Source organism: Enterobacter sp. 61D5 (genome assembly GCF_034107965.1).
In the GTDB taxonomy this organism is placed as follows: Bacteria; Pseudomonadota; Gammaproteobacteria; order Enterobacterales; family Enterobacteriaceae; genus Enterobacter; species Enterobacter cloacae_M.
The window spans coordinates 260,671-279,448 of the sequence record NZ_JAWNFK010000014.1; the positions used below are offsets into that span (position 1 = coordinate 260,671).

Annotated in this window: 20 protein-coding genes; 15 read left to right on the forward strand and 5 right to left on the reverse strand. The window is 53.4% G+C overall.

The genetic code is table 11. The features are described from left to right. Positions 1-76 precede the first annotated feature (76 nt). A complete protein-coding gene (locus UTM25_RS16345; RefSeq protein ID WP_194400095.1) occupies positions 77-559 on the reverse strand; it encodes a zinc ribbon-containing protein in 483 nt (160 codons plus the stop codon). Between the two features lie 214 nt (positions 560-773). On the opposite strand from UTM25_RS16345, the gene leuS reads away from it, so the two are divergent. From leuS to lipA, 14 genes are all read left to right on the forward strand, one after another. Then, positions 774-3,356, forward strand: a complete 2,583-nt coding sequence (gene leuS, locus UTM25_RS16350) for a leucine--tRNA ligase (protein WP_194399829.1) — start codon at positions 774-776, stop codon at positions 3,354-3,356. A gap of 14 nt (positions 3,357-3,370) precedes the next feature. Next, a complete protein-coding gene (gene lptE / locus UTM25_RS16355; protein ID WP_023310752.1) occupies positions 3,371-3,940 on the forward strand; it encodes an LPS assembly lipoprotein LptE in 570 nt (189 codons plus the stop codon). Further along, the gene (gene holA, locus UTM25_RS16360; RefSeq protein ID WP_194400093.1) at positions 3,940-4,971 is read left to right on the forward strand and encodes a DNA polymerase III subunit delta; all 1,032 of its coding nucleotides are present in this window, start codon (positions 3,940-3,942) and stop codon (positions 4,969-4,971) included. The genes lptE and holA overlap by 1 nt, the downstream gene beginning before the upstream one ends. Next, complete coding sequence (nadD, locus tag UTM25_RS16365) at positions 4,964-5,629, forward strand: nicotinate-nucleotide adenylyltransferase (protein ID WP_194399828.1); 666 nt, start codon at positions 4,964-4,966, stop codon at positions 5,627-5,629. The genes holA and nadD overlap by 8 nt, the downstream gene beginning before the upstream one ends. A 269-nt stretch (positions 5,630-5,898) precedes the next feature. Next, on the forward strand, positions 5,899-6,216 hold the full coding sequence (rsfS, locus tag UTM25_RS16370) for a ribosome silencing factor (protein ID WP_003858696.1): 318 nt from the start codon (positions 5,899-5,901) through the stop codon (positions 6,214-6,216). A gap of 3 nt (positions 6,217-6,219) precedes the next feature. Next, positions 6,220-6,687 (forward strand): 23S rRNA (pseudouridine(1915)-N(3))-methyltransferase RlmH, encoded by a 468-nt coding sequence (gene rlmH, locus UTM25_RS16375; RefSeq protein ID WP_003858701.1) that lies wholly within the window; start codon positions 6,220-6,222, stop codon positions 6,685-6,687. 28 nt (positions 6,688-6,715) lie between these two features. Further along, positions 6,716-8,617, forward strand: coding sequence for a peptidoglycan DD-transpeptidase MrdA (gene mrdA, locus UTM25_RS16380; protein WP_023310747.1), 1,902 nt, complete (start codon positions 6,716-6,718; stop codon positions 8,615-8,617). Between the two features lie 2 nt (positions 8,618-8,619). Next, the gene (mrdB, locus tag UTM25_RS16385; RefSeq protein ID WP_023310746.1) at positions 8,620-9,732 is read left to right on the forward strand and encodes a peptidoglycan glycosyltransferase MrdB; all 1,113 of its coding nucleotides are present in this window, start codon (positions 8,620-8,622) and stop codon (positions 9,730-9,732) included. 16 nt (positions 9,733-9,748) lie between these two features. After that, positions 9,749-10,861 (forward strand): endolytic peptidoglycan transglycosylase RlpA, encoded by a 1,113-nt coding sequence (gene rlpA, locus UTM25_RS16390; protein WP_194399827.1) that lies wholly within the window; start codon positions 9,749-9,751, stop codon positions 10,859-10,861. 138 nt (positions 10,862-10,999) lie between these two features. Beyond that, a complete protein-coding gene (gene dacA / locus UTM25_RS16395; protein ID WP_014069323.1) occupies positions 11,000-12,211 on the forward strand; it encodes a D-alanyl-D-alanine carboxypeptidase DacA in 1,212 nt (403 codons plus the stop codon). 106 nt (positions 12,212-12,317) lie between these two features. Next, positions 12,318-12,581, forward strand: coding sequence for a DUF493 family protein YbeD (gene ybeD, locus UTM25_RS16400; RefSeq protein WP_006177135.1), 264 nt, complete (start codon positions 12,318-12,320; stop codon positions 12,579-12,581). A 94-nt stretch (positions 12,582-12,675) separates the two neighbouring features. Next, the gene (lipB, locus tag UTM25_RS16405; RefSeq protein WP_194399826.1) at positions 12,676-13,317 is read left to right on the forward strand and encodes a lipoyl(octanoyl) transferase LipB; all 642 of its coding nucleotides are present in this window, start codon (positions 12,676-12,678) and stop codon (positions 13,315-13,317) included. A 291-nt stretch (positions 13,318-13,608) separates the two neighbouring features. Continuing rightward, positions 13,609-14,562, forward strand: a complete 954-nt coding sequence (locus tag UTM25_RS16410) for a YbeF family transcriptional regulator (protein WP_032665064.1) — start codon at positions 13,609-13,611, stop codon at positions 14,560-14,562. A 207-nt stretch (positions 14,563-14,769) separates the two neighbouring features. Then, positions 14,770-15,735 (forward strand): lipoyl synthase, encoded by a 966-nt coding sequence (lipA, locus tag UTM25_RS16415; protein ID WP_013097595.1) that lies wholly within the window; start codon positions 14,770-14,772, stop codon positions 15,733-15,735. 81 nt (positions 15,736-15,816) lie between these two features. Here the strand turns inward: lipA and tatE are convergent, their stop codons facing one another. After that, positions 15,817-16,020 carry a twin-arginine translocase subunit TatE gene (tatE, locus tag UTM25_RS16420; RefSeq protein WP_023310742.1) on the reverse strand — a complete coding sequence of 68 codons (204 nt, stop codon included), beginning with the start codon at positions 16,018-16,020 and terminating at the stop codon, positions 15,817-15,819. A 125-nt stretch (positions 16,021-16,145) separates the two neighbouring features. Then, positions 16,146-16,934 carry a deaminated glutathione amidase gene (locus tag UTM25_RS16425; RefSeq protein ID WP_194399825.1) on the reverse strand — a complete coding sequence of 263 codons (789 nt, stop codon included), beginning with the start codon at positions 16,932-16,934 and terminating at the stop codon, positions 16,146-16,148. A gap of 67 nt (positions 16,935-17,001) precedes the next feature. On the opposite strand from UTM25_RS16425, the gene crcB reads away from it, so the two are divergent. Next, positions 17,002-17,385 carry a fluoride efflux transporter CrcB gene (gene crcB, locus UTM25_RS16430; protein WP_023310740.1) on the forward strand — a complete coding sequence of 128 codons (384 nt, stop codon included), beginning with the start codon at positions 17,002-17,004 and terminating at the stop codon, positions 17,383-17,385. A gap of 219 nt (positions 17,386-17,604) precedes the next feature. Here the strand turns inward: crcB and cspE are convergent, their stop codons facing one another. Together cspE and pagP are read right to left on the reverse strand one after the other, a co-directional pair. Continuing rightward, positions 17,605-17,814, reverse strand: a complete 210-nt coding sequence (gene cspE / locus UTM25_RS16435; protein WP_002439184.1) for a transcription antiterminator/RNA stability regulator CspE — start codon at positions 17,812-17,814, stop codon at positions 17,605-17,607. A gap of 190 nt (positions 17,815-18,004) precedes the next feature. Further along, a complete protein-coding gene (gene pagP / locus UTM25_RS16440) occupies positions 18,005-18,622 on the reverse strand; it encodes a lipid IV(A) palmitoyltransferase PagP (protein ID WP_206689045.1) in 618 nt (205 codons plus the stop codon). Positions 18,623-18,778: the final 156 nt, after the last annotated feature.

The following is an 18,778-nucleotide window of genomic DNA, read 5'->3' on the forward strand; positions in this document are numbered from 1 at the left end:
CTCACCCCAACCCTCTCCCACGGGGAGAGGGGGCAAACACTAAAAACGGCAACGTGGTTGCCGTTTTGCTTTTTATTTAGGGCTCAAACGGCCGACGCTGGAACTGATCGTGGCCGCATTTCGGACACAGCGGCAGGACATCCGGCGTATATACCGCAATATGGTGGTGGCAATTCTCGCACACCAGATTTCCTAAGCCGACCACCTCACCACTGTGATACACACCGTGATGGTTCAAATCCTGAAAGACCTCGCGCCACTCCAGCTGCGTTTTATCCGTGATGTCGGCCAGCTCTTGCCACAGGCTTTCTTTAATCACCCGCATAAAAACGCTGTCAGTGACCTCCCCCTGGCTCTCCTGGTAGCTGCGCGCGAACTCTTCCAGATCGCGACGCACGGCGCGCGTCACCTCTTCCACTTCGGTTCGCGTTAACTCACCCGTTTGCGTCACGCGGGCACGTGCCTGCTCCACCAGCGCATCGATATCTCGCTCGCCGTTACGCAGCCGTTCCGTCAGTGTCGCCACCAGTTCGCGATAAAATTGAGCAACCTTGTTCATCATTTTGCCTCCCGGGTAAGTAACTATTTCTAATAATAGACCTTATTTCATCGCCGCTTTGTCAGGTGAAGCACAGACCCGGTAAATTCCTGCAAAGCGCATTTGTGCGAAAGGCTGTTTTGACGCGGGCGTTTGGGCTATGCTATGCGGATCTGAATTACCACATCCATTGGCTACATTTGTAGCTGTATTGAAAACAGGACCACTGGCTGCCATGCAAGAGCAATACCGCCCGGAAGAGATAGAATCAAAAGTCCAGCAACACTGGGACGAGAAGCGCACCTTTGAAGTAACCGAAGACGAGAGCAAAGAGAAGTATTACTGCCTGTCGATGCTTCCCTATCCTTCTGGTCGACTACACATGGGCCATGTGCGTAACTACACCATCGGCGATGTGATTGCACGCTACCAGCGCATGCTGGGTAAAAACGTTCTGCAGCCTATCGGCTGGGATGCGTTCGGTCTGCCTGCGGAAGGCGCGGCGGTCAAAAACAACACCGCTCCGGCGCCGTGGACGTACGACAATATCGCGTACATGAAAAACCAGCTCAAAATGCTGGGCTTTGGCTATGACTGGAGCCGCGAGCTGGCAACCTGTACCCCGGAATACTATCGCTGGGAGCAGAAGTTCTTCACCGAGCTGTACAAAAAAGGCCTGGTATATAAGAAGACCTCTGCCGTTAACTGGTGCCCGAATGACCAGACCGTTCTCGCGAACGAACAGGTTATCGACGGCTGCTGCTGGCGCTGTGACACCAAAGTTGAGCGTAAAGAGATCCCACAGTGGTTTATCAAAATCACCGCTTACGCTGATGAGCTGCTGAACGATCTGGATAACCTGGATCACTGGCCAGATACCGTTAAGACCATGCAGCGCAACTGGATCGGCCGTTCTGAAGGCGTGGAAATTACCTTCAACGTTGAGAACTATGACCAGACCCTGACAGTCTACACCACCCGTCCGGACACCTTCATGGGCGCGACCTACCTGGCCGTGGCCGCAGGTCACCCGCTGGCGCAGAAAGCGGCAGAGAATAACCCGGAACTGGCGACCTTCATCGATGAGTGCCGCAACACCAAAGTGGCCGAAGCCGACATGGCGACGATGGAGAAAAAAGGGGTTGATACCGGCTTTAAAGCCATTCACCCACTGACTGGCGAAGCGATCCCTGTCTGGGCCGCCAACTTCGTTCTGATGGAGTACGGCACTGGCGCAGTGATGGCTGTTCCGGGTCACGACCAGCGCGACTACGAATTTGCAACCAAATATGGCCTGACCATCAAGCCTGTCATCCTGGCGGCTGACGGTTCAGAACCAGACCTGTCTGAACACGCGCTGACTGAAAAGGGCACCCTGTTCAACTCCGATGAATTTAGCGGTCTGAGCTTCGAAGAGGGCTTCAACGCCATCGCCGATAAGCTGGCCTCACTGGGCGTAGGTGAGCGTAAAGTTAACTTCCGTCTGCGCGACTGGGGCGTGTCCCGTCAGCGTTACTGGGGTGCGCCAATCCCGATGGTGACGCTGGAAGATGGCACCGTGATGCCAACCCCGGAAGATCAGCTCCCGGTGATCCTGCCGGAAGACGTGGTCATGGACGGTATCACCAGCCCGATTAAAGCCGATCCTGAGTGGGCAAAAACCACCGTTAACGGTCAGCCTGCGCTGCGTGAAACCGACACCTTTGACACCTTTATGGAGTCATCCTGGTACTATGCGCGCTACACCTGCCCGCAGTATCAGGACGGTATGCTCGATTCCGATGCAGCAAACTACTGGCTGCCGGTAGATATCTATATCGGCGGCATCGAACACGCCATCATGCACCTGCTCTACTTCCGCTTCTTCCACAAACTGATGCGCGATGCAGGCATGGTGAACTCTGACGAACCAGCAAAACAGCTGCTATGTCAGGGCATGGTGCTGGCAGATGCGTTCTATTACGTTGGTGCCAACGGCGAGCGTAACTGGGTTTCACCGGTTGATGCGATCGTCGAGCGTGACGAGAAGGGCCGTATCGTTAAGGCGAAAGACGCCGAAGGTCATGAACTGGTCTACACCGGCATGAGCAAGATGTCTAAGTCGAAAAACAACGGTATCGATCCTCAGGTGATGGTTGAGCGTTACGGTGCGGATACCGTGCGTCTGTTCATGATGTTTGCCTCTCCGGCGGACATGACCCTGGAATGGCAGGAGTCCGGCGTGGAAGGGGCGAACCGCTTCCTGAAACGCGTCTGGAAACTGGTTTACGAACACACTGCACTGGGCGATGCCCCGGCGCTTAACGCCGCCGCACTGACTGAAGATCAGCAGGCGTTGCGTCGCGATGTTCATAAGACGATTGCGAAAGTGACCGATGATATTGGTCGTCGTCAGACCTTCAATACCGCAATTGCGGCTATTATGGAACTGATGAACAAGCTGGCGAAGGCTCCGCAGGACGGCGAGCAGAATCGTGCCTTAATGCGTGAAGCGCTGCTTGCTGTTGTTCGCATGCTGAACCCGTTCACTCCGCACGTCAGCTTCACCCTGTGGCAGGAGCTGAAAGGCGAAGGCGATATCGACAACGCGCCGTGGCCGCAGGCTGACGAATCAGCGATGGTAGAAAACACGACGCTGGTTGTGGTCCAGGTAAACGGCAAAGTCCGCGGTAAAATTACCGTGGCGGTCGATGCAACCGAAGAACAGGTTCGCGAGCGCGCGGGCCAGGAACCTCTGGTCGCAAAATATCTTGAGGGCGTTACCGTACGTAAAGTGATCTACGTACCGGGTAAACTGCTCAATCTGGTCGTTGGCTAAGCGCGGGAGGAAACGTGCGACAACTGGCAACAATACTCTTATCACTGGCGGTGCTTGTCACCGCCGGCTGCGGCTGGCACCTGCGCAATACCACGGCGGTGCCTGCTGAGATGAAAACGATGATTTTCGACTCATCAGATCCGAATGGTCCACTCAGCCGGGCAATTCGTAATCAGCTGCGTCTGAACGGCGTTGAGCTTGTTGAGAAACAAACGCTGCGCCAGGATGTACCGTCTCTGCGCGTTACAGGAAGTGGTCTGTCGAGAGATACGGCCTCTATCTTCCAGGATGGCCGTACAGCTGAATATCAGATGGTGCTGACGGTCAACGCAGCAGTCCTGATCCCGGGTAAAGACATCTATCCGATCAGCACGAAAGTGTACCGTTCGTTCTTCGATAACCCGCAGACGGCGCTGGCAAAAGATGCCGAGCAGCAGATTATCATCAACGAAATGTACGACAAGGCGGCGGAACAGCTGATCCGTAAACTGCCAGGTATTGCAGCGTCTACCAGACAAGGCTCTGACATTGTTGAAAAACCGGTTGCTGGCACGCTTCCTGCTGCTAACTCTCTGGGTAAATGATGATCAGGCTGTATCCTGAACAACTCCGCGCGCAGCTCAAAGAAGGGCTGCGCGCGGCGTATCTGCTTCTTGGAAACGATCCGTTATTACTTCAGGAAAGTCTGGATGCCGTGCGGCATGAGGCCGCCTCTCAGGGCTTCGATGAGCACCACACCGTCCAGCTGGATAACAACACCGACTGGAATGCCCTCTTCTCACTCTGTCAGGCGATGAGCCTTTTTGCGTCGCGCCAGACTATTCAGATCCTGCTGCCAGAGAACGGCCCTAACGCGGCCATCAATGAACAGCTGGCCACGCTGGTCAGCCTGCTTCACAGCGATCTGCTGCTGATTGTGCGCGGCAACAAGCTCACCAAAGCGCAGGAAAATGCGGCGTGGTTTACCCAGCTCGCAGCCCACGCGGTGCAGGTCACCTGTCAGACGCCTGAACAGGCGCATCTGCCCAAATGGGTGGCAGCGAGAGCGAAGCAGAACAACCTTCAGCTGGATGATGCGGCGAACCAACTGCTCTGCTACTGCTATGAAGGTAACCTGCTGGCCCTGGCGCAGGCGCTGGACAGACTCTCCCTGCTCTGGCCGGATGGCAAGCTGACCTTGCCGCGCGTCGAGCAGGCCGTTAACGACGCGGCGCACTTCACGCCGTTCCACTGGGTGGACGCGCTGCTGGCGGCGAAAAGCAAACGCGCCCTGCATATTCTGCAACAGCTGCGTCTCGAAGGGAGCGAACCCGTTATTCTGCTGCGTACGCTGCAGCGCGAATTGCTGCTGCTGATTACGCTCAAGCGTCAGTCTGCCCATACGCCGCTGCGTTCGCTATTTGATAAACATCGCGTGTGGCAAAATCGCCGGGCTTTGACCACCGAGGCCGTCAACCGCCTGAGTCATGAACAGCTTCGTCAGGCTGTACAGCTTCTGATGCGCGCAGAGCTCACGTTAAAACAAGATTACGGCCAGTCGGTCTGGGCGGAGCTGGAAAGCCTTTCTCTATTGCTCTGCCACAAGGCGCTGGCAGACGTTTTTATTGATGGATAGCATGTATTCTTTACAGGCCTTATATGGCGGCACCTTCGACCCGGTGCATTACGGACATCTGAAGCCGGTTGAAATTCTGGCGAATCTGATCGGCCTTCAGCGCGTCACCATCATGCCCAACAATGTCCCGCCCCATCGTCCACAGCCCGACGCGACCAGCGAGCAGCGAAAAGAGATGCTTGCCCTTGCCATCGCAGATAAACCGCTCTTCCGACTTGACGAGCGTGAGCTGCGTCGCGACACGCCCTCCTGGACGTCTCAGACGCTTCAGGAGTGGCGCGCCGAACAAGGGCCAGACCAGCCGCTCGCTTTTATCATCGGCCAGGATTCCCTTCTGAACTTCCCCACATGGCATCAGTATGAAACCATTCTGGAGAACAGCCATCTGCTCGTCTGCCGCCGTCCCGGCTATCCGCTGACCATGCGCGAAGCGCAGTACCAGCAGTGGCTGGAAGACCATCTCACCGATAATGTTGAAGATCTTCACAATCAGCCTGCCGGGAAGATCTATCTGGCGGAAACGCCGTGGTTCGATATCTCTGCGACCCTCATTCGTGAGCGTTTACAGCAGGGTTTAGCCTGTGACGATCTGCTGCCGCCCCCGGTGCTGGCCTATATCCATACGCACGGTTTGTATCAGAAAAGCGCAGATGAATAGCCGGAGGGCATAAAAAGCGGCTTATTGTTTATCCTGCCTTGACAGGGTAAGCCATACTGTTATTCTCCGCTGCCAGACTTTCCCGCCGATCATTGCTTTACAGAAATTGTTTTACAAAAATGGCGATGCAATCTCAGGCGGAGGGTGGGATGATACCCGCCTTCAAAAGCCCGGCCGGAGACATTTGTCCCGACAGAGGCATGAGTTCAGGTATACTGTCTGGCTACGAATTCAAAGTTTTACAATCTCATTCACCCCAGGGGGAAAACTTGCAGGGTAAAGCACTCCAGGATTTTGTTATTGACAAAATTGATGACCTGAAAGGTCAGGACATCATCGCTATCGACGTTAAGGGTAAATCCAGTATTACCGACTGCATGATCATCTGCACCGGTACATCGACGCGTCATGTTGTTTCGATTGCCGATCACGTGGTTCAGGAATCGCGTGCAGCAGGGCTGTTGCCGCTGGGTGTTGAAGGTGAAGCGACGGCTGACTGGGTGGTGGTCGACCTCGGCGATGTGATTGTCCACGTCATGCAGGAAGAGAGCCGTCGCCTGTATGAGCTGGAAAAACTCTGGGGTTAATGCGTGAAGTTGCAGCTGGTCGCTGTCGGCACCAAAATGCCGGACTGGGTACAAACCGGTTTTACTGAATATCTGCGTCGTTTTCCAAAAGACATGCCGTTCGAACTGGTGGAGATCCCTGCCGGGAAGCGCGGTAAGAACGCGGATATCAAACGTATTCTCGATAAAGAGGGCGAACTGATGCTGGCTGCCGCTGGCAAGAACCGCATTGTCACCCTCGATATTCCGGGTAAACCCTGGGATACGCCGCAGCTGGCGCACGAACTGGAGCGCTGGAAGCAGGATGGCCGTGACGTTAGTCTGCTGATTGGCGGACCTGAAGGGTTGTCCCCTGCCTGCAAAGCGGCGGCAGAACAAAGTTGGTCCCTCTCCGCGCTGACGCTTCCCCACCCGCTTGTTCGGGTACTGGTGGCAGAAAGCCTGTATCGCGCGTGGAGCATTACTACCAACCACCCCTATCACCGCGAGTAATGACTGACCAGGGTAGATTAAGCAGCGGATGAAACTACAGAATTCTTTTCGCGACTATACGGCTGAGTCCGCGCTGTTTGTGCGCCGGGCGCTGGTCGCCTTTACCGGGATTTTGCTGCTTACCGGCGTGCTGATCGCCAACCTTTATAATCTGCAAATTGTCCGCTTTACCGACTACCAGACGCGTTCAAACGAAAACCGTATTAAGCTGGTGCCTATCGCCCCCAGCCGCGGCATTATTTACGATCGTAACGGAACCCCGCTGGCGTTAAACCGCACCATCTATCAAATCGAGATGATGCCGGAAAAAGTCGATAATGTTCAGGATACGCTGGAAGCGCTGAAAAGCGTTGTCGACCTTAACGATGACGATATCGCGGCCTTCAAAAAAGAGCGTGCCCGCTCTCACCGATTCACCTCGATTCCGGTTAAAACCAATCTTACGGAAGTCCAGGTGGCCCGCTTTGCGGTGAATCAGTACCGCTTCCCCGGCGTGGAAGTGAAGGGGTATAAGCGTCGCTACTATCCCTACGGCTCCGCGCTGACGCATGTGATTGGCTACGTTTCCAAGATTAACGACAAAGACGTTGACCGCCTTGATAAAGACGGCAAGCTGGCCAACTACGCTGCTACGCACGATATCGGTAAGCTGGGGATCGAACGTTACTACGAAGACGTTCTGCACGGACAAACCGGCTATGAAGAGGTTGAAGTTAACAACCGTGGCCGCGTGATCCGCCAGCTGAAAGAAGTGCCGCCTCAGGCGGGGCATGACGTCTATCTGACACTCGACCTCAAACTTCAGCAGTATATTGAAACCCTGCTGGCGGGCAGCCGTGCAGCCGTTGTGGTCACCGATCCTCGTACCGGCGGTATCCTGGCGATGGTCTCCATGCCTAGCTATGATCCGAACCTCTTTGTTGACGGCATTTCCAGCAAGGACTATTCAGGTCTGCTGAATGACCCGAACACGCCGCTGGTGAACCGCGCAACGCAAGGGGTTTACCCGCCGGCATCAACGGTTAAACCATACGTGGCGGTCTCTGCGCTGAGTGCCGGCGTCATCAACCGTAATACCAGCCTGTTTGACCCGGGCTGGTGGCAGCTGCCGGGTTCAGATAAGCGCTATCGTGACTGGAAAAAATGGGGCCACGGTCATCTGAACGTCACTAAATCGCTGGAGGAATCCGCGGATACCTTCTTCTATCAGGTGGCGTATGACATGGGTATCGACCGCCTGTCGGAGTGGATGAGCAAATTCGGCTACGGGCATTACACCGGTGTTGACCTTTCAGAAGAACGTTCTGGCAACATGCCAACGCGTGAATGGAAGCTGAAGCGCTTTAAAAAACCGTGGTATCAGGGTGACACCATTCCGGTGGGTATCGGCCAGGGTTACTGGACGGCAACGCCGATTCAGATGAACAAAGCCATGATGATCCTCATCAATGACGGCGTGGTGAAAGTGCCTCATCTGCTACAGAGCACGGTTGAAGACGGCAAAAAAGTGCCGTGGAATCAGCCGCACGAGGCCCCGGTGGGTGACATCCATTCCGGATTCTGGGAAATTGCGAAAGACGGTATGTACGGCGTGGCAAACCGCCCGAATGGGACCGCGCATAAGTACTTTGCCGGTACGCCGTACAAAGTGGCCGCAAAGTCCGGTACTGCTCAGGTGTTTGGTCTGAAAGCCAACGAAACCTATAACGCGCACCGCATTGCTGAACGTCTGCGTGACCATAAGCTGATGACGGCGTTTGCCCCTTATGATAACCCGCAGGTCGCGGTGGCGATGATTCTGGAGAACGGCGGTGCCGGGCCAGCAGTAGGGACCATCATGCGCCAGATCCTTGACCACATTATGCTGGGTGATAACAACACCGAACTGCCGGCTGAAAACCCGGCCGCCGCTGCGGCGGAGGACCAATAATCATGACGGATAATCCAAATAAAAAATCGCTGTGGGATAAAATCCACATCGACCCAGCCATGCTGCTGATCCTGCTGGCTCTGCTGGTGTACAGCGCCCTGGTTATATGGAGCGCCAGCGGCCAGGACATCGGCATGATGGAGCGCAAAATCGGCCAGATCGCCATGGGTCTGATCATCATGGTAGTGATGGCGCAAATCCCGCCGCGCGTCTACGAAGGCTGGGCGCCCTATCTTTACATCTTCTGTATTATTTTGCTGGTTGCGGTAGATGCGTTTGGCGCCATTTCAAAAGGGGCGCAGCGCTGGCTGGATCTGGGCGTTGTCCGCTTCCAGCCCTCGGAAATTGCCAAAATCGCCGTTCCATTGATGGTGGCACGCTTTATCAACCGCGACGTCTGTCCGCCGTCGCTGAAAAATACCGCCATCGCGCTGGTGCTGATTTTCCTGCCGACGCTGCTGGTTGCGGCACAGCCTGACCTTGGCACCTCAATTCTTATTGCCCTCTCCGGCCTGTTTGTTCTTTTCCTGTCGGGACTGAGCTGGCGCCTGATTGGTATCGCGGTGGTGCTGATTGCGGCATTCATTCCTATCCTCTGGTTCTTCCTGATGCATGATTACCAGCGCCAGCGCGTCATGATGCTTCTCGATCCGGAAACCGATCCGCTGGGCGCGGGCTATCATATTATTCAGTCCAAGATTGCGATTGGCTCCGGCGGCCTGCGCGGTAAAGGCTGGCTGCACGGCACGCAGTCGCAGCTTGAGTTTTTACCGGAACGCCACACCGACTTTATTTTTGCGGTGCTGGCGGAAGAGCTGGGGCTGGTTGGCATCTTGATATTGCTGGCGCTGTACGTCCTGCTGATCATGCGGGGATTGTGGATTGCAGCGCGCGCGCAAACCACTTTTGGTCGCGTCATGGCCGGCGGGTTGATGCTGATTTTATTCGTTTATGTCTTCGTAAATATTGGTATGGTGAGTGGTATTCTGCCGGTGGTAGGCGTACCGCTGCCGCTGGTGAGTTACGGAGGCTCGGCACTGATCGTGTTGATGGCCGGGTTTGGTATCGTGATGTCGATCCATACCCACAGAAAAATGTTGTCAAAAAGCGTATAAAAATAAGGGGATCGGAATGCGTAAGCAGTGGCTGGGGATCTGCATCGCGGCAAGTTTACTTGCGGCCTGCACAAGTGATGATGGTCAGCAACAGGCAACCGTCGCGCCGCCGCAGCCTGCGGTGTGTAATGGCCCGATCGTTGAAATCAGCGGTGCCGATCCCGTTTATGAACCGCTGAATGCCAGTGCCAATCAGGATTACGAGCGCGACGGCAAAAGCTATAAAATTGTTCAGGATCCTTCCCGTTTCAGTCAGGCGGGCTTTGCCGCCATTTATGATGCCGAGCCAGGCAGTAACCTGACGGCTTCCGGGGAAGCATTCGACCCAATGCAGCTGACGGCGGCACACCCGACGCTGCCGATCCCGAGCTACGCCCGTATCACCAACCTGGCGAATGGCCGTATGATCGTCGTGCGGATCAACGACCGTGGACCTTACGGGAATGACCGGGTGATTTCCCTGTCGCGCGCGTCTGCCGATCGCCTGAACACCTCGAACAACACCAAAGTCCGTATTGATCCGATTATCGTCGCACAGGATGGTTCGCTCTCGGGGCCGGGTACCGCGTGTACGACGGTGGCAAAACAGACCTATGCCCTTCCTGACCGCCCAAATCTTGACGGCGGAATGGGAAGCGTCTCGTCTCCGGCAGAGCCTGCTCAGCCGGGGGGAGAAATTCGCCCGATCAGCAATGACACGCTGCAAAGCGAGGATTCTACCGGCGCGCCGGTAAAGAGTAGCGGCTTTCTTGGCGCACCGACGACCTTAGCCTCAGGCGTGCTGGAAGGCAGCGAGCCGACTCCGGCCCCTGCTCCCGTTGCTGCGCCAGCGACCCAGCCGGCTCCCGTAACGGCGCCAGCGGCCACGCAAAGTGCGGCGGTGACGGCTCCAGCAGCGGCCAGCGGCAGCTATGTGGTTCAGGTAGGCGCAGTGAGCGATCAGGCCCGGGCCAGGCAGTATCAACAGCGTCTAAGCCAGCAGTTTGGCGTACCGGGACGCGTTGAGCAGAATGGCGCGGTCTGGCGCATTCAGATGGGGCCGTTTGCCAGCAAATCGCAGGCCGCGTCCCTGCAGCAGCGTCTGCAGAATGAAGCTCAACTTCAGTCATTTATCGCTGTTGCGAAATAATTAACCGGCGGTATCCGAATTGTCAGTTAGTGTAAAACACATTCACAAACTCATGCTTAAAGTCGGATGCCTGCCTGAATAGCATTTGCTATAGTAAGGCACTTTTTTAATTCCATCACGGATGTCGTAGTTCTGACCATGAAGACCACTTTTTCTGCTCGTTTTGTGCAGCGCATGGCGCTGACCACGGCCCTTTGCGCTGCTGCGCTCTCTGCAGCTCACGCCGATGACCTGAATATCAAGACCATGATCCCTGGCGTTCCGCAAATCGACGCGGAATCCTACATCCTGATCGATTACAACTCTGGCAAAGTGCTGGCAGAACAGAATGCTGATGCCCGCCGTGACCCGGCCAGCCTGACCAAAATGATGACCAGCTACGTTATCGGCCAGGCGATGAAGGCAGGTAAATTCAAAGAATCGGATCTGGTCACCATCGGTAACGATGCTTGGGCAACCGGGAACCCTGTTTTCAAAGGTTCCTCTCTGATGTTCCTGAAGCCGGGTATGCAGGTTCCTGTTTCCCAGCTGATTCGCGGTATCAACCTGCAATCTGGTAACGATGCCTGCGTGGCGATGGCCGATTTCGCCGCCGGTAGCCAGGATGCCTTTGTGGGTCTGATGAACAGCTACGTTACCGCGCTGGGTCTGAAAAACAGCCATTTCCAGACCGTACACGGCCTGGACGCAGACGGTCAATACAGCTCCGCACGTGATATGGCCCTGATTGGTCAGGCCCTGATCCGCGATGTACCTAACGAATACTCTATCTATAAAGAGAAAGAGTTCACCTTCAACGGTATTCGTCAGACCAACCGTAACGGCCTGCTGTGGGATAACAGCCTGAACGTTGACGGCATCAAAACTGGCCACACTGACAAAGCGGGCTACAACCTGGTGGCCTCTGCCACTGAAGGTCAGATGCGTCTGATCTCTGCCGTGATGGGCGGCCGCACCTTTAAAGGTCGTGAAACAGAAAGCAAGAAACTGTTGACCTGGGGCTTCCGCTTCTTCGAAACCGTGAATCCACTGAAAGCAGGCAAAGAGTTTGCGTCTGAACCCGTCTGGTTCGGCGACAACGACCGTGCTTCACTCGGCGTTGATAAAGATCTCTACCTGACCATTCCACGCGGTCGCATGAAGGATCTGAAAGCCAGCTACGTGCTGAACAGCACCGAGCTGCATGCCCCGCTGCAGAAAAACCAGGTTGTGGGCACGATCAACTTCCAGCTGGATGGAAAAACGATCGATCAGCGTCCGCTGGTTGTCCTGCAAGAAATTCCTGAAGGCAATTTCTTCGGCAAAATCATTGATTACATTAAATTGATGTTCCACCACTGGTTTGGTTAAAAATTGAACACTTGAAAGTGTGATTTTGATCCCCATATACTAAGTATCCTGATAACTCCCACCTGACGTGGGAGTTATTATTTTTTGACGTTACGCCGGAGCTGACATGAAAACCAAACTTAACGAACTGCTTGAATTCCCTACCTCATTTACCTACAAAGTAATGGGTCTGGCGAAACCTGAGCTGGTTGATCAGGTGGTTGAAGTGGTACAGCGCCATGCGCCGGGTGACTACTCTCCGTCAGTAAAACCAAGCAGCAAGGGCAACTACCACTCTGTCTCTATTACCATCACTGCGACACACATTGAGCAGGTTGAAACGTTGTACGAAGAGCTCGGCAATATCGAAATTGTTCGTATGGTGCTGTAGTCCCTTTGCGGTTACCCGGTTTGCCGGGTAACCCCTCTCCCCGCTGTGATATACTCCCCCACACCTTTTGTCCCTCGTCTTCGGAGACGCAGTTTTGTATCAGGATAAAATTCTGGTCCGTCACCTCGGCCTGCAACCTTATGAGCCTGTCTCCCAGGCTATGCATGACTTCACCGATTCACGCGATGACAGCACCCTGGATGAGATCTGGCTGGTCGAACACCTGCCGGTATTTACGCAGGGCCAGGCGGGTAAAGCAGAGCATTTGTTAATGACGGGAGATATCCCGGTTATTCAGAGCGATCGCGGCGGTCAGGTCACTTATCATGGGCCCGGGCAGCAGGTGATGTATGTCCTGCTCAATCTGAAACGCAGAAAGCTTGGCGTACGTGAACTGGTTACCTTACTGGAACAAACTGTCGTCAACACGCTGGCGGAATATGGTATTGATGCACATCCACGCGCCGATGCGCCGGGCGTTTACGTTGGGGAAATGAAGATCTGCTCCCTGGGGCTGCGTATTCGTAAAGGCTGCTCATTCCATGGCCTGGCCTTAAATATTAATATGGACCTCGCGCCTTTCCAGCGCATTAACCCCTGCGGCTATGCCGGCATGGAAATGGCGCAGGTACGCCAGTGGGTTGAAACCGCTACGCCAGAAACTATTCGTCCGGTGCTTTTGAAGAACGTTTTAGCACTACTTAACAATCCACCACACGAATATATCCCTGCTTAATATATCATACAACAGGGCTCGATAATTTGGCGGGCCACTGTTTATTTACCGCTTTTGCACTTTACAATAATCCGCAGATTCTATATTTTCGAAGCGCCCGAATATTAGCGCTACATATTATTTAGCCTCCAGCAAGCACGGCAAACACGGCATAAGTAACGTGAGCAATAATCACTCAACTGTTTGTTTTTGATAAACAAGTGAAACAAAACCAACACTTTACGAATCTCTACAAGCATAATAAATAAATTCAACTATCATTCATATTGTGAATGTATACGGAGTGAAAGCGTGGAGTATAATAATTTACCAGCCAAACGACTGAATGAACCCGGTGGCGAAGACAAGCCACAAATTTTTCGGACTTTACGTAATATTGATCTCAATTTACTGACTATTTTTGAGGCGGTATATGTCCATAAGGGTATCGTTAACGCTGCGAAAATTCTTAATCTCACGCCATCAGCAATAAGCCAGTCAATCCAAAAGCTTCGCGCTATATTTCCTGACCCATTATTTATCCGCAAGGGCCAGGGGGTAACGCCGACCGCTTACGCCACGCATCTCCATGAGTACATCAGTCAGGGGCTGGAGTCGATTCTGGGCGCGCTGGATTTAACCGGGAGCTATGATAAGCAGCGAACCATCACCATCGGCTGTTCCCCTTCTGTAGGGGTGCTGGTGATGCCGGCGATCTTCCAGGCCGTGAAAGAACATGCTCCGCAGCTCCTGCTTCGCAACGTGCCTCTCAATGAACCAGACATTCAGCTTGCCCAGTTCCAGACGGACCTGATTATTGAAAGCGGCAGCTTCAGTGCCAGAGCGCTGGGGCAAAATGTGCTTTATGCGGATAACCTGGTACTGGTTTGCCGCCAGCAGCATCCTGCTCTTAGCGAGCCGTTAACCATCGAAAACCTGCGCAACTACGATCACTCATCTTTCATGACCGAAGGGCAATCAAATCATGCACTTCGTCAGCGTATTGATGAAATTTTCCCTGAACGTCAGATCAGCTTCAGCAGTTACAATATGTTTACCACCGCATCCCTGATCGGCAGCAGCGACATGCTGTGCGTTATGCCATCACGCCTGTATAGCCTGCTACAAAAATGCTGGCCGCTGGAAAGCATCCCGCTCAGTCAGCTTAATGCGGAATCTATCGAGATTTCACTGCATTACAACAAGCTAAGTTTGCGCGATCCGGTCCTGGAAAACGTCATCCGCATTATCCGTCAGGCCTTCTGACAGGTTTAGCCAGCACAAGTCCCTGCAACCCGCAGGGCAAAAGGCACAAAACAACAACTATTTTACAAATTGGCGATCTGGCAGGCTGCTTTAACGACCGTTTCAATGATATACTGCCTGTCGTTCGTTCAAAAATAGTTGATAAATACAACATTCCCTTGAATTGAAACGCTTTCCTTCGATATTCGCAACTGGAACACGCACGCTATGAGTAAACCCATTGTGATGGAACGCGGTGTTAAATACCGCGATGCCGATAAAATGGCCCTTATCCCGGTTAAAAACGTGGCTACAGAGCGCGAGGCGCTGTTAAGAAAACCGGAATGGATGAAAATCAAACTTCCGGCCGACTCTTCGCGTATCCAGGGGATCAAAGCGGCGATGCGCAAGAATGGCCTTCACTCCGTCTGTGAAGAAGCCTCTTGCCCGAACCTTGCTGAATGTTTTAATCATGGTACCGCGACCTTTATGATTCTGGGTGCTATCTGTACCCGCCGCTGCCCGTTCTGCGATGTTGCTCATGGACGTCCAGTCGCGCCTGATGCTAACGAACCCCAGAAACTGGCGCAGACCATCGCCGACATGGCGCTGCGTTATGTGGTTATCACGTCCGTTGACCGTGACGACCTCCGTGACGGTGGTGCTCAGCACTTCGCCGACTGCATTACGGCTATTCGCGAGAAAAGCCCTAACATCAAAATCGAGACGCTGGTGCCTGACTTCCGTGGCCGTATGGACCGCGCGCTGGATATCCTGACCGCAACGCCGCCAGATGTGTTTAACCACAACCTGGAGAACGTGCCGCGTCTTTACCGTCAGGTCCGTCCGGGCGCTGACTATAACTGGTCCCTGAAGCTGCTGGAGCGTTTCAAAGAAGCGCATCCGCATATTCCGACCAAGTCTGGTCTGATGGTGGGTCTGGGTGAAACCAATGATGAAATCATTGAGGTGATGCGCGATCTTCGCCGCCATGGTGTGACCATGTTGACCCTCGGACAGTATCTGCAGCCAAGTCGTCACCACCTGCCGGTACAGCGCTACGTGAGCCCGGACGAGTTCGATGAAATGAAAGCCGAAGCAATGGCGATGGGCTTCACCCATGCTGCCTGCGGCCCATTCGTTCGCTCCTCATACCATGCCGATATGCAGGCTAAAGGCGAAGAAGTTAAATAATGCTGTAATATTCATTTACAGTAATACAAAAAAACCGGCCTCATGAGCCGGTTTTTTTTCGCAAGCCCTCAGGCGTTGCTGTCACTCTTTGTGAGAAAGCTTGTCTGCCGGGACGTCATCCTCGGCGCTTTTCTTCGCCGCTGCATCATCATCGTTCATCGCTTTCTTAAAGCCTTTGATGGCAGCCCCCAGGTCACCACCCAGCGTGCGTAACTTCTTGGTACCAAACAGCAGGACGACCAGTGCGGCAACCACCAGCAGTTTGGTAATACTAATCTCACCCATAGATACCTTCTTTACTTAAAACAGGCTGCATTCAGCGCCAAAACCTGACTGTATTAACGGTCATTTAGCGCGTGCACACAATAGCAATCTGTAACAAGGTGAATCAAGCATTGTTGAAAAAAACATCACAATAATTGCGGTGGCGCAAACCGACGATTGCGAAGAACGGGTAATTGCTGACGCGCAAGCGCAATTCTCTCTAAGTTTATCTCCGCCACCAGCAAATGCGGGGCTTCAGCGGCGGCGGCGATCGTCACCCCCAGCGGGTCAACCACCCTGCTTTGCCCAATGTTTTTCGTGCCACATTCCCCTGCGGCAACGACATAGCAGGTTGTATCCAGCGCGCGCGCCGCAAGCAGCGTTGCCCAATGGTACTCTTTTAACGGCCCTTTGACCCACGCGGCAGGGAGTACCAGCACGTCCGCCCCCTGCAGCGCCAGATGCAGCGCCAGCTCGGGAAAACGCAGGTCATAGCACGTCATCAGCCCGATCCTGAATCCGTCAATCTCCAGCAGCGGAGGGAGCTCGTCTCCGGGGTCAACGCGACGCGACTCCTGGATGCTGAACGCATCATAGAGATGAAGCTTGGCGTAGCGTGCGACGATGGCCCCGTCACGAATCGCCACGAGCGTATTCACCGCGCGACCCGGCGTGGAGGGAACATGGATCGTTAAGATCGTCGTCATCGTATTGCCTGCGCTTTGGGCGAGCAATTGCTGTAAGAATTCGCCGTCCAGCGGCTGCGCGGACTTTACGGATAAATCCGGGTCATTATCATCCCTGGCCAGCAGCGCCTCGGGGAGAACCAACAGCGACGCGCCTTTCTGCCTGGCCTGCATCATCAGTTCGACGCACGTGAGCGCATTTTCACGCCAGTCAGGCGTGACCACAAATTGCCCTACCGCTACATACATATTTGTCCCCTCATCATAAACGGCGTTAAACTCGCTACCCTTACACATCAAATAGCAGGTATTTAGCGTGTTACAACTACTTTTAGCCGTTTTTATTGGTGGGGGAACGGGTAGCGTTGCGCGATGGTTTTTGAGTATGCGGTTTAACCCCCTGCATCAGGCGATTCCCATGGGGACGCTTGCCGCTAACCTGATTGGTGCCTTTATCATTGGTATGGGGCTGGCCTGGTTTAACCGAATGACGCACATCGACCCAATGTGGAAGGTGTTGATTACCACCGGATTCTGCGGCGGTTTGACCACCTTCTCAACCTTTTCTGCGGAGACGGTTTTTCTCTTTCAGGAAGGCCGTATCGGCTGGGCGCTGATGAATATGGCGATCAATATGTTCGGCTCGTTTGCGATGACGGGGATCGCATTTTGGCTATTTTCTTCCGCAAGCGCGCATTAACAGCCGAACCGTTAATGTTGGCTTAATTTTTCTCTGTCACTCTGCATGCAGTAATGAACGAGGGTGACAGAATGAAACAGAGTCTGATGAGCGCAGGAATGGTGTTGTTGAGCGTGCTGATCGTAGCCAGCTTCCTGAAAATGTATCTGCTTGGCTGATTCAAAACGAAAAAAACCCGCTCAGTGAGCGGGTTTTGAAATTCTTGCTGACGCGTCTGAATTACAGAGCAATTACGTTAGCAGCAGAAGGGCCTTTGGCACCGTTAGTGATTTCGAACTCTACACGCTGACCTTCAGCCAGAGTTTTGAAACCATTAGACTGGATTGCAGAGAAGTGTACGAACACGTCTTTGCTGCCATCTTCAGGAGTAATGAAACCGAATCCTTTGGACTCATTAAACCACTTAACGTTACCTTTAATCTTAGACATCAAAATTACCTTTACATTAAAAAACGACACAAATGCTGTGTCGGTTATCAGTACATCAATTGTGGGACCTTTTGTCCAGCGGATCTTTGATAAAAAGTGACTAAAGTCGCGTTAATTTTCACTGACAGATTTTTATCGCTTATGAATCAACAACTGCGCGTTTTATCACCAGCATGTAACGTTTTGTCAGTTAAAACTGTAAACGCATCCAGGCGAAGTAAACGTTACCGTTGTTGTACGTACCCGGGATGTAGGTCATCTGGAACGTTGCAGGACCATAGCCAATAGAGGCCAAAGGCAGCAGGACCGGGATCGGAATGTAGTTCCAGTTGTCACGTGCAGTGACCCCGGCGGTATAGCCCAAACCGACGTGGAAGTTCTCGTCCGCTAGCGGACGCCAGGTTTTCTCCCAACCATACCCCCCAATCGGCTCCCATTTATTAAACGAGTCTTTGAAGGCCATCAGATAGATGCCATGCCAGTTTCCCTTTTCATCCCAGCGCGACTGGCCAAAACCCGCGCCCCACGGACGCTCGTTGTATTTATCGGTTTTCTCTTTGTCATAAGCAAAACGCGCATGCCACGTTATTGCCGGGACATAGAGATCATAATGTTCAGGTGCCGTCCATGTCTGGGAAACATTATCCGTAAAGGTTGAGAACCAGCCTTTATCCGTCGCGTTGCCTTCTGCCTGTGCAACAGAAGAAAACGTTAACTGCCCAAAAATAAACAACAAAATAGAGAAAAATGTATTACGTACAATCACAATGCAATTACCATTCTTAGTATTCGAGGCAAAGTTTACCATAAAGTAGTTGAATCAAAGCTTAACGACATCAGCGTTATTCCTAATTATTCGGGCTCTTTCCGGGAATATTCTTAAAGAAAGCGAGAGATACGTGCAAATAAGCCCACAAGGGGTGTGACTTTTTACATTACTCTTTGCTAATCAGCAACATGCAAA

What these genes read in the sequence shown, in the direction of transcription:
- ybeD (WP_006177135.1), top strand. Translation starts at nt 12,318, where the DNA reads ATGAAAACCAAACTTAACGAACTGCTTGAATTCCCTACCTCATTTACC.
- lipA (WP_013097595.1), top strand. Translation starts at nt 14,770, where the DNA reads ATGAGTAAACCCATTGTGATGGAACGCGGTGTTAAATACCGCGATGCC.
- dacA (WP_014069323.1), top strand. Translation starts at nt 11,000, where the DNA reads ATGAAGACCACTTTTTCTGCTCGTTTTGTGCAGCGCATGGCGCTGACC.
- cspE (WP_002439184.1), bottom strand. Translation starts at nt 17,814, where the DNA reads ATGTCTAAGATTAAAGGTAACGTTAAGTGGTTTAATGAGTCCAAAGGA.
- holA (WP_194400093.1), top strand. Translation starts at nt 3,940, where the DNA reads ATGATCAGGCTGTATCCTGAACAACTCCGCGCGCAGCTCAAAGAAGGG.
- tatE (WP_023310742.1), bottom strand. Translation starts at nt 16,020, where the DNA reads ATGGGTGAGATTAGTATTACCAAACTGCTGGTGGTTGCCGCACTGGTC.
- nadD (WP_194399828.1), top strand. Translation starts at nt 4,964, where the DNA reads ATGGATAGCATGTATTCTTTACAGGCCTTATATGGCGGCACCTTCGAC.
- mrdA (WP_023310747.1), top strand. Translation starts at nt 6,716, where the DNA reads ATGAAACTACAGAATTCTTTTCGCGACTATACGGCTGAGTCCGCGCTG.
- rlpA (WP_194399827.1), top strand. Translation starts at nt 9,749, where the DNA reads ATGCGTAAGCAGTGGCTGGGGATCTGCATCGCGGCAAGTTTACTTGCG.
- UTM25_RS16425 (WP_194399825.1), bottom strand. Translation starts at nt 16,934, where the DNA reads ATGTATGTAGCGGTAGGGCAATTTGTGGTCACGCCTGACTGGCGTGAA.
- UTM25_RS16345 (WP_194400095.1), bottom strand. Translation starts at nt 559, where the DNA reads ATGAACAAGGTTGCTCAATTTTATCGCGAACTGGTGGCGACACTGACG.
- leuS (WP_194399829.1), top strand. Translation starts at nt 774, where the DNA reads ATGCAAGAGCAATACCGCCCGGAAGAGATAGAATCAAAAGTCCAGCAA.
- pagP (WP_206689045.1), bottom strand. Translation starts at nt 18,622, where the DNA reads ATGGTAAACTTTGCCTCGAATACTAAGAATGGTAATTGCATTGTGATT.
- mrdB (WP_023310746.1), top strand. Translation starts at nt 8,620, where the DNA reads ATGACGGATAATCCAAATAAAAAATCGCTGTGGGATAAAATCCACATC.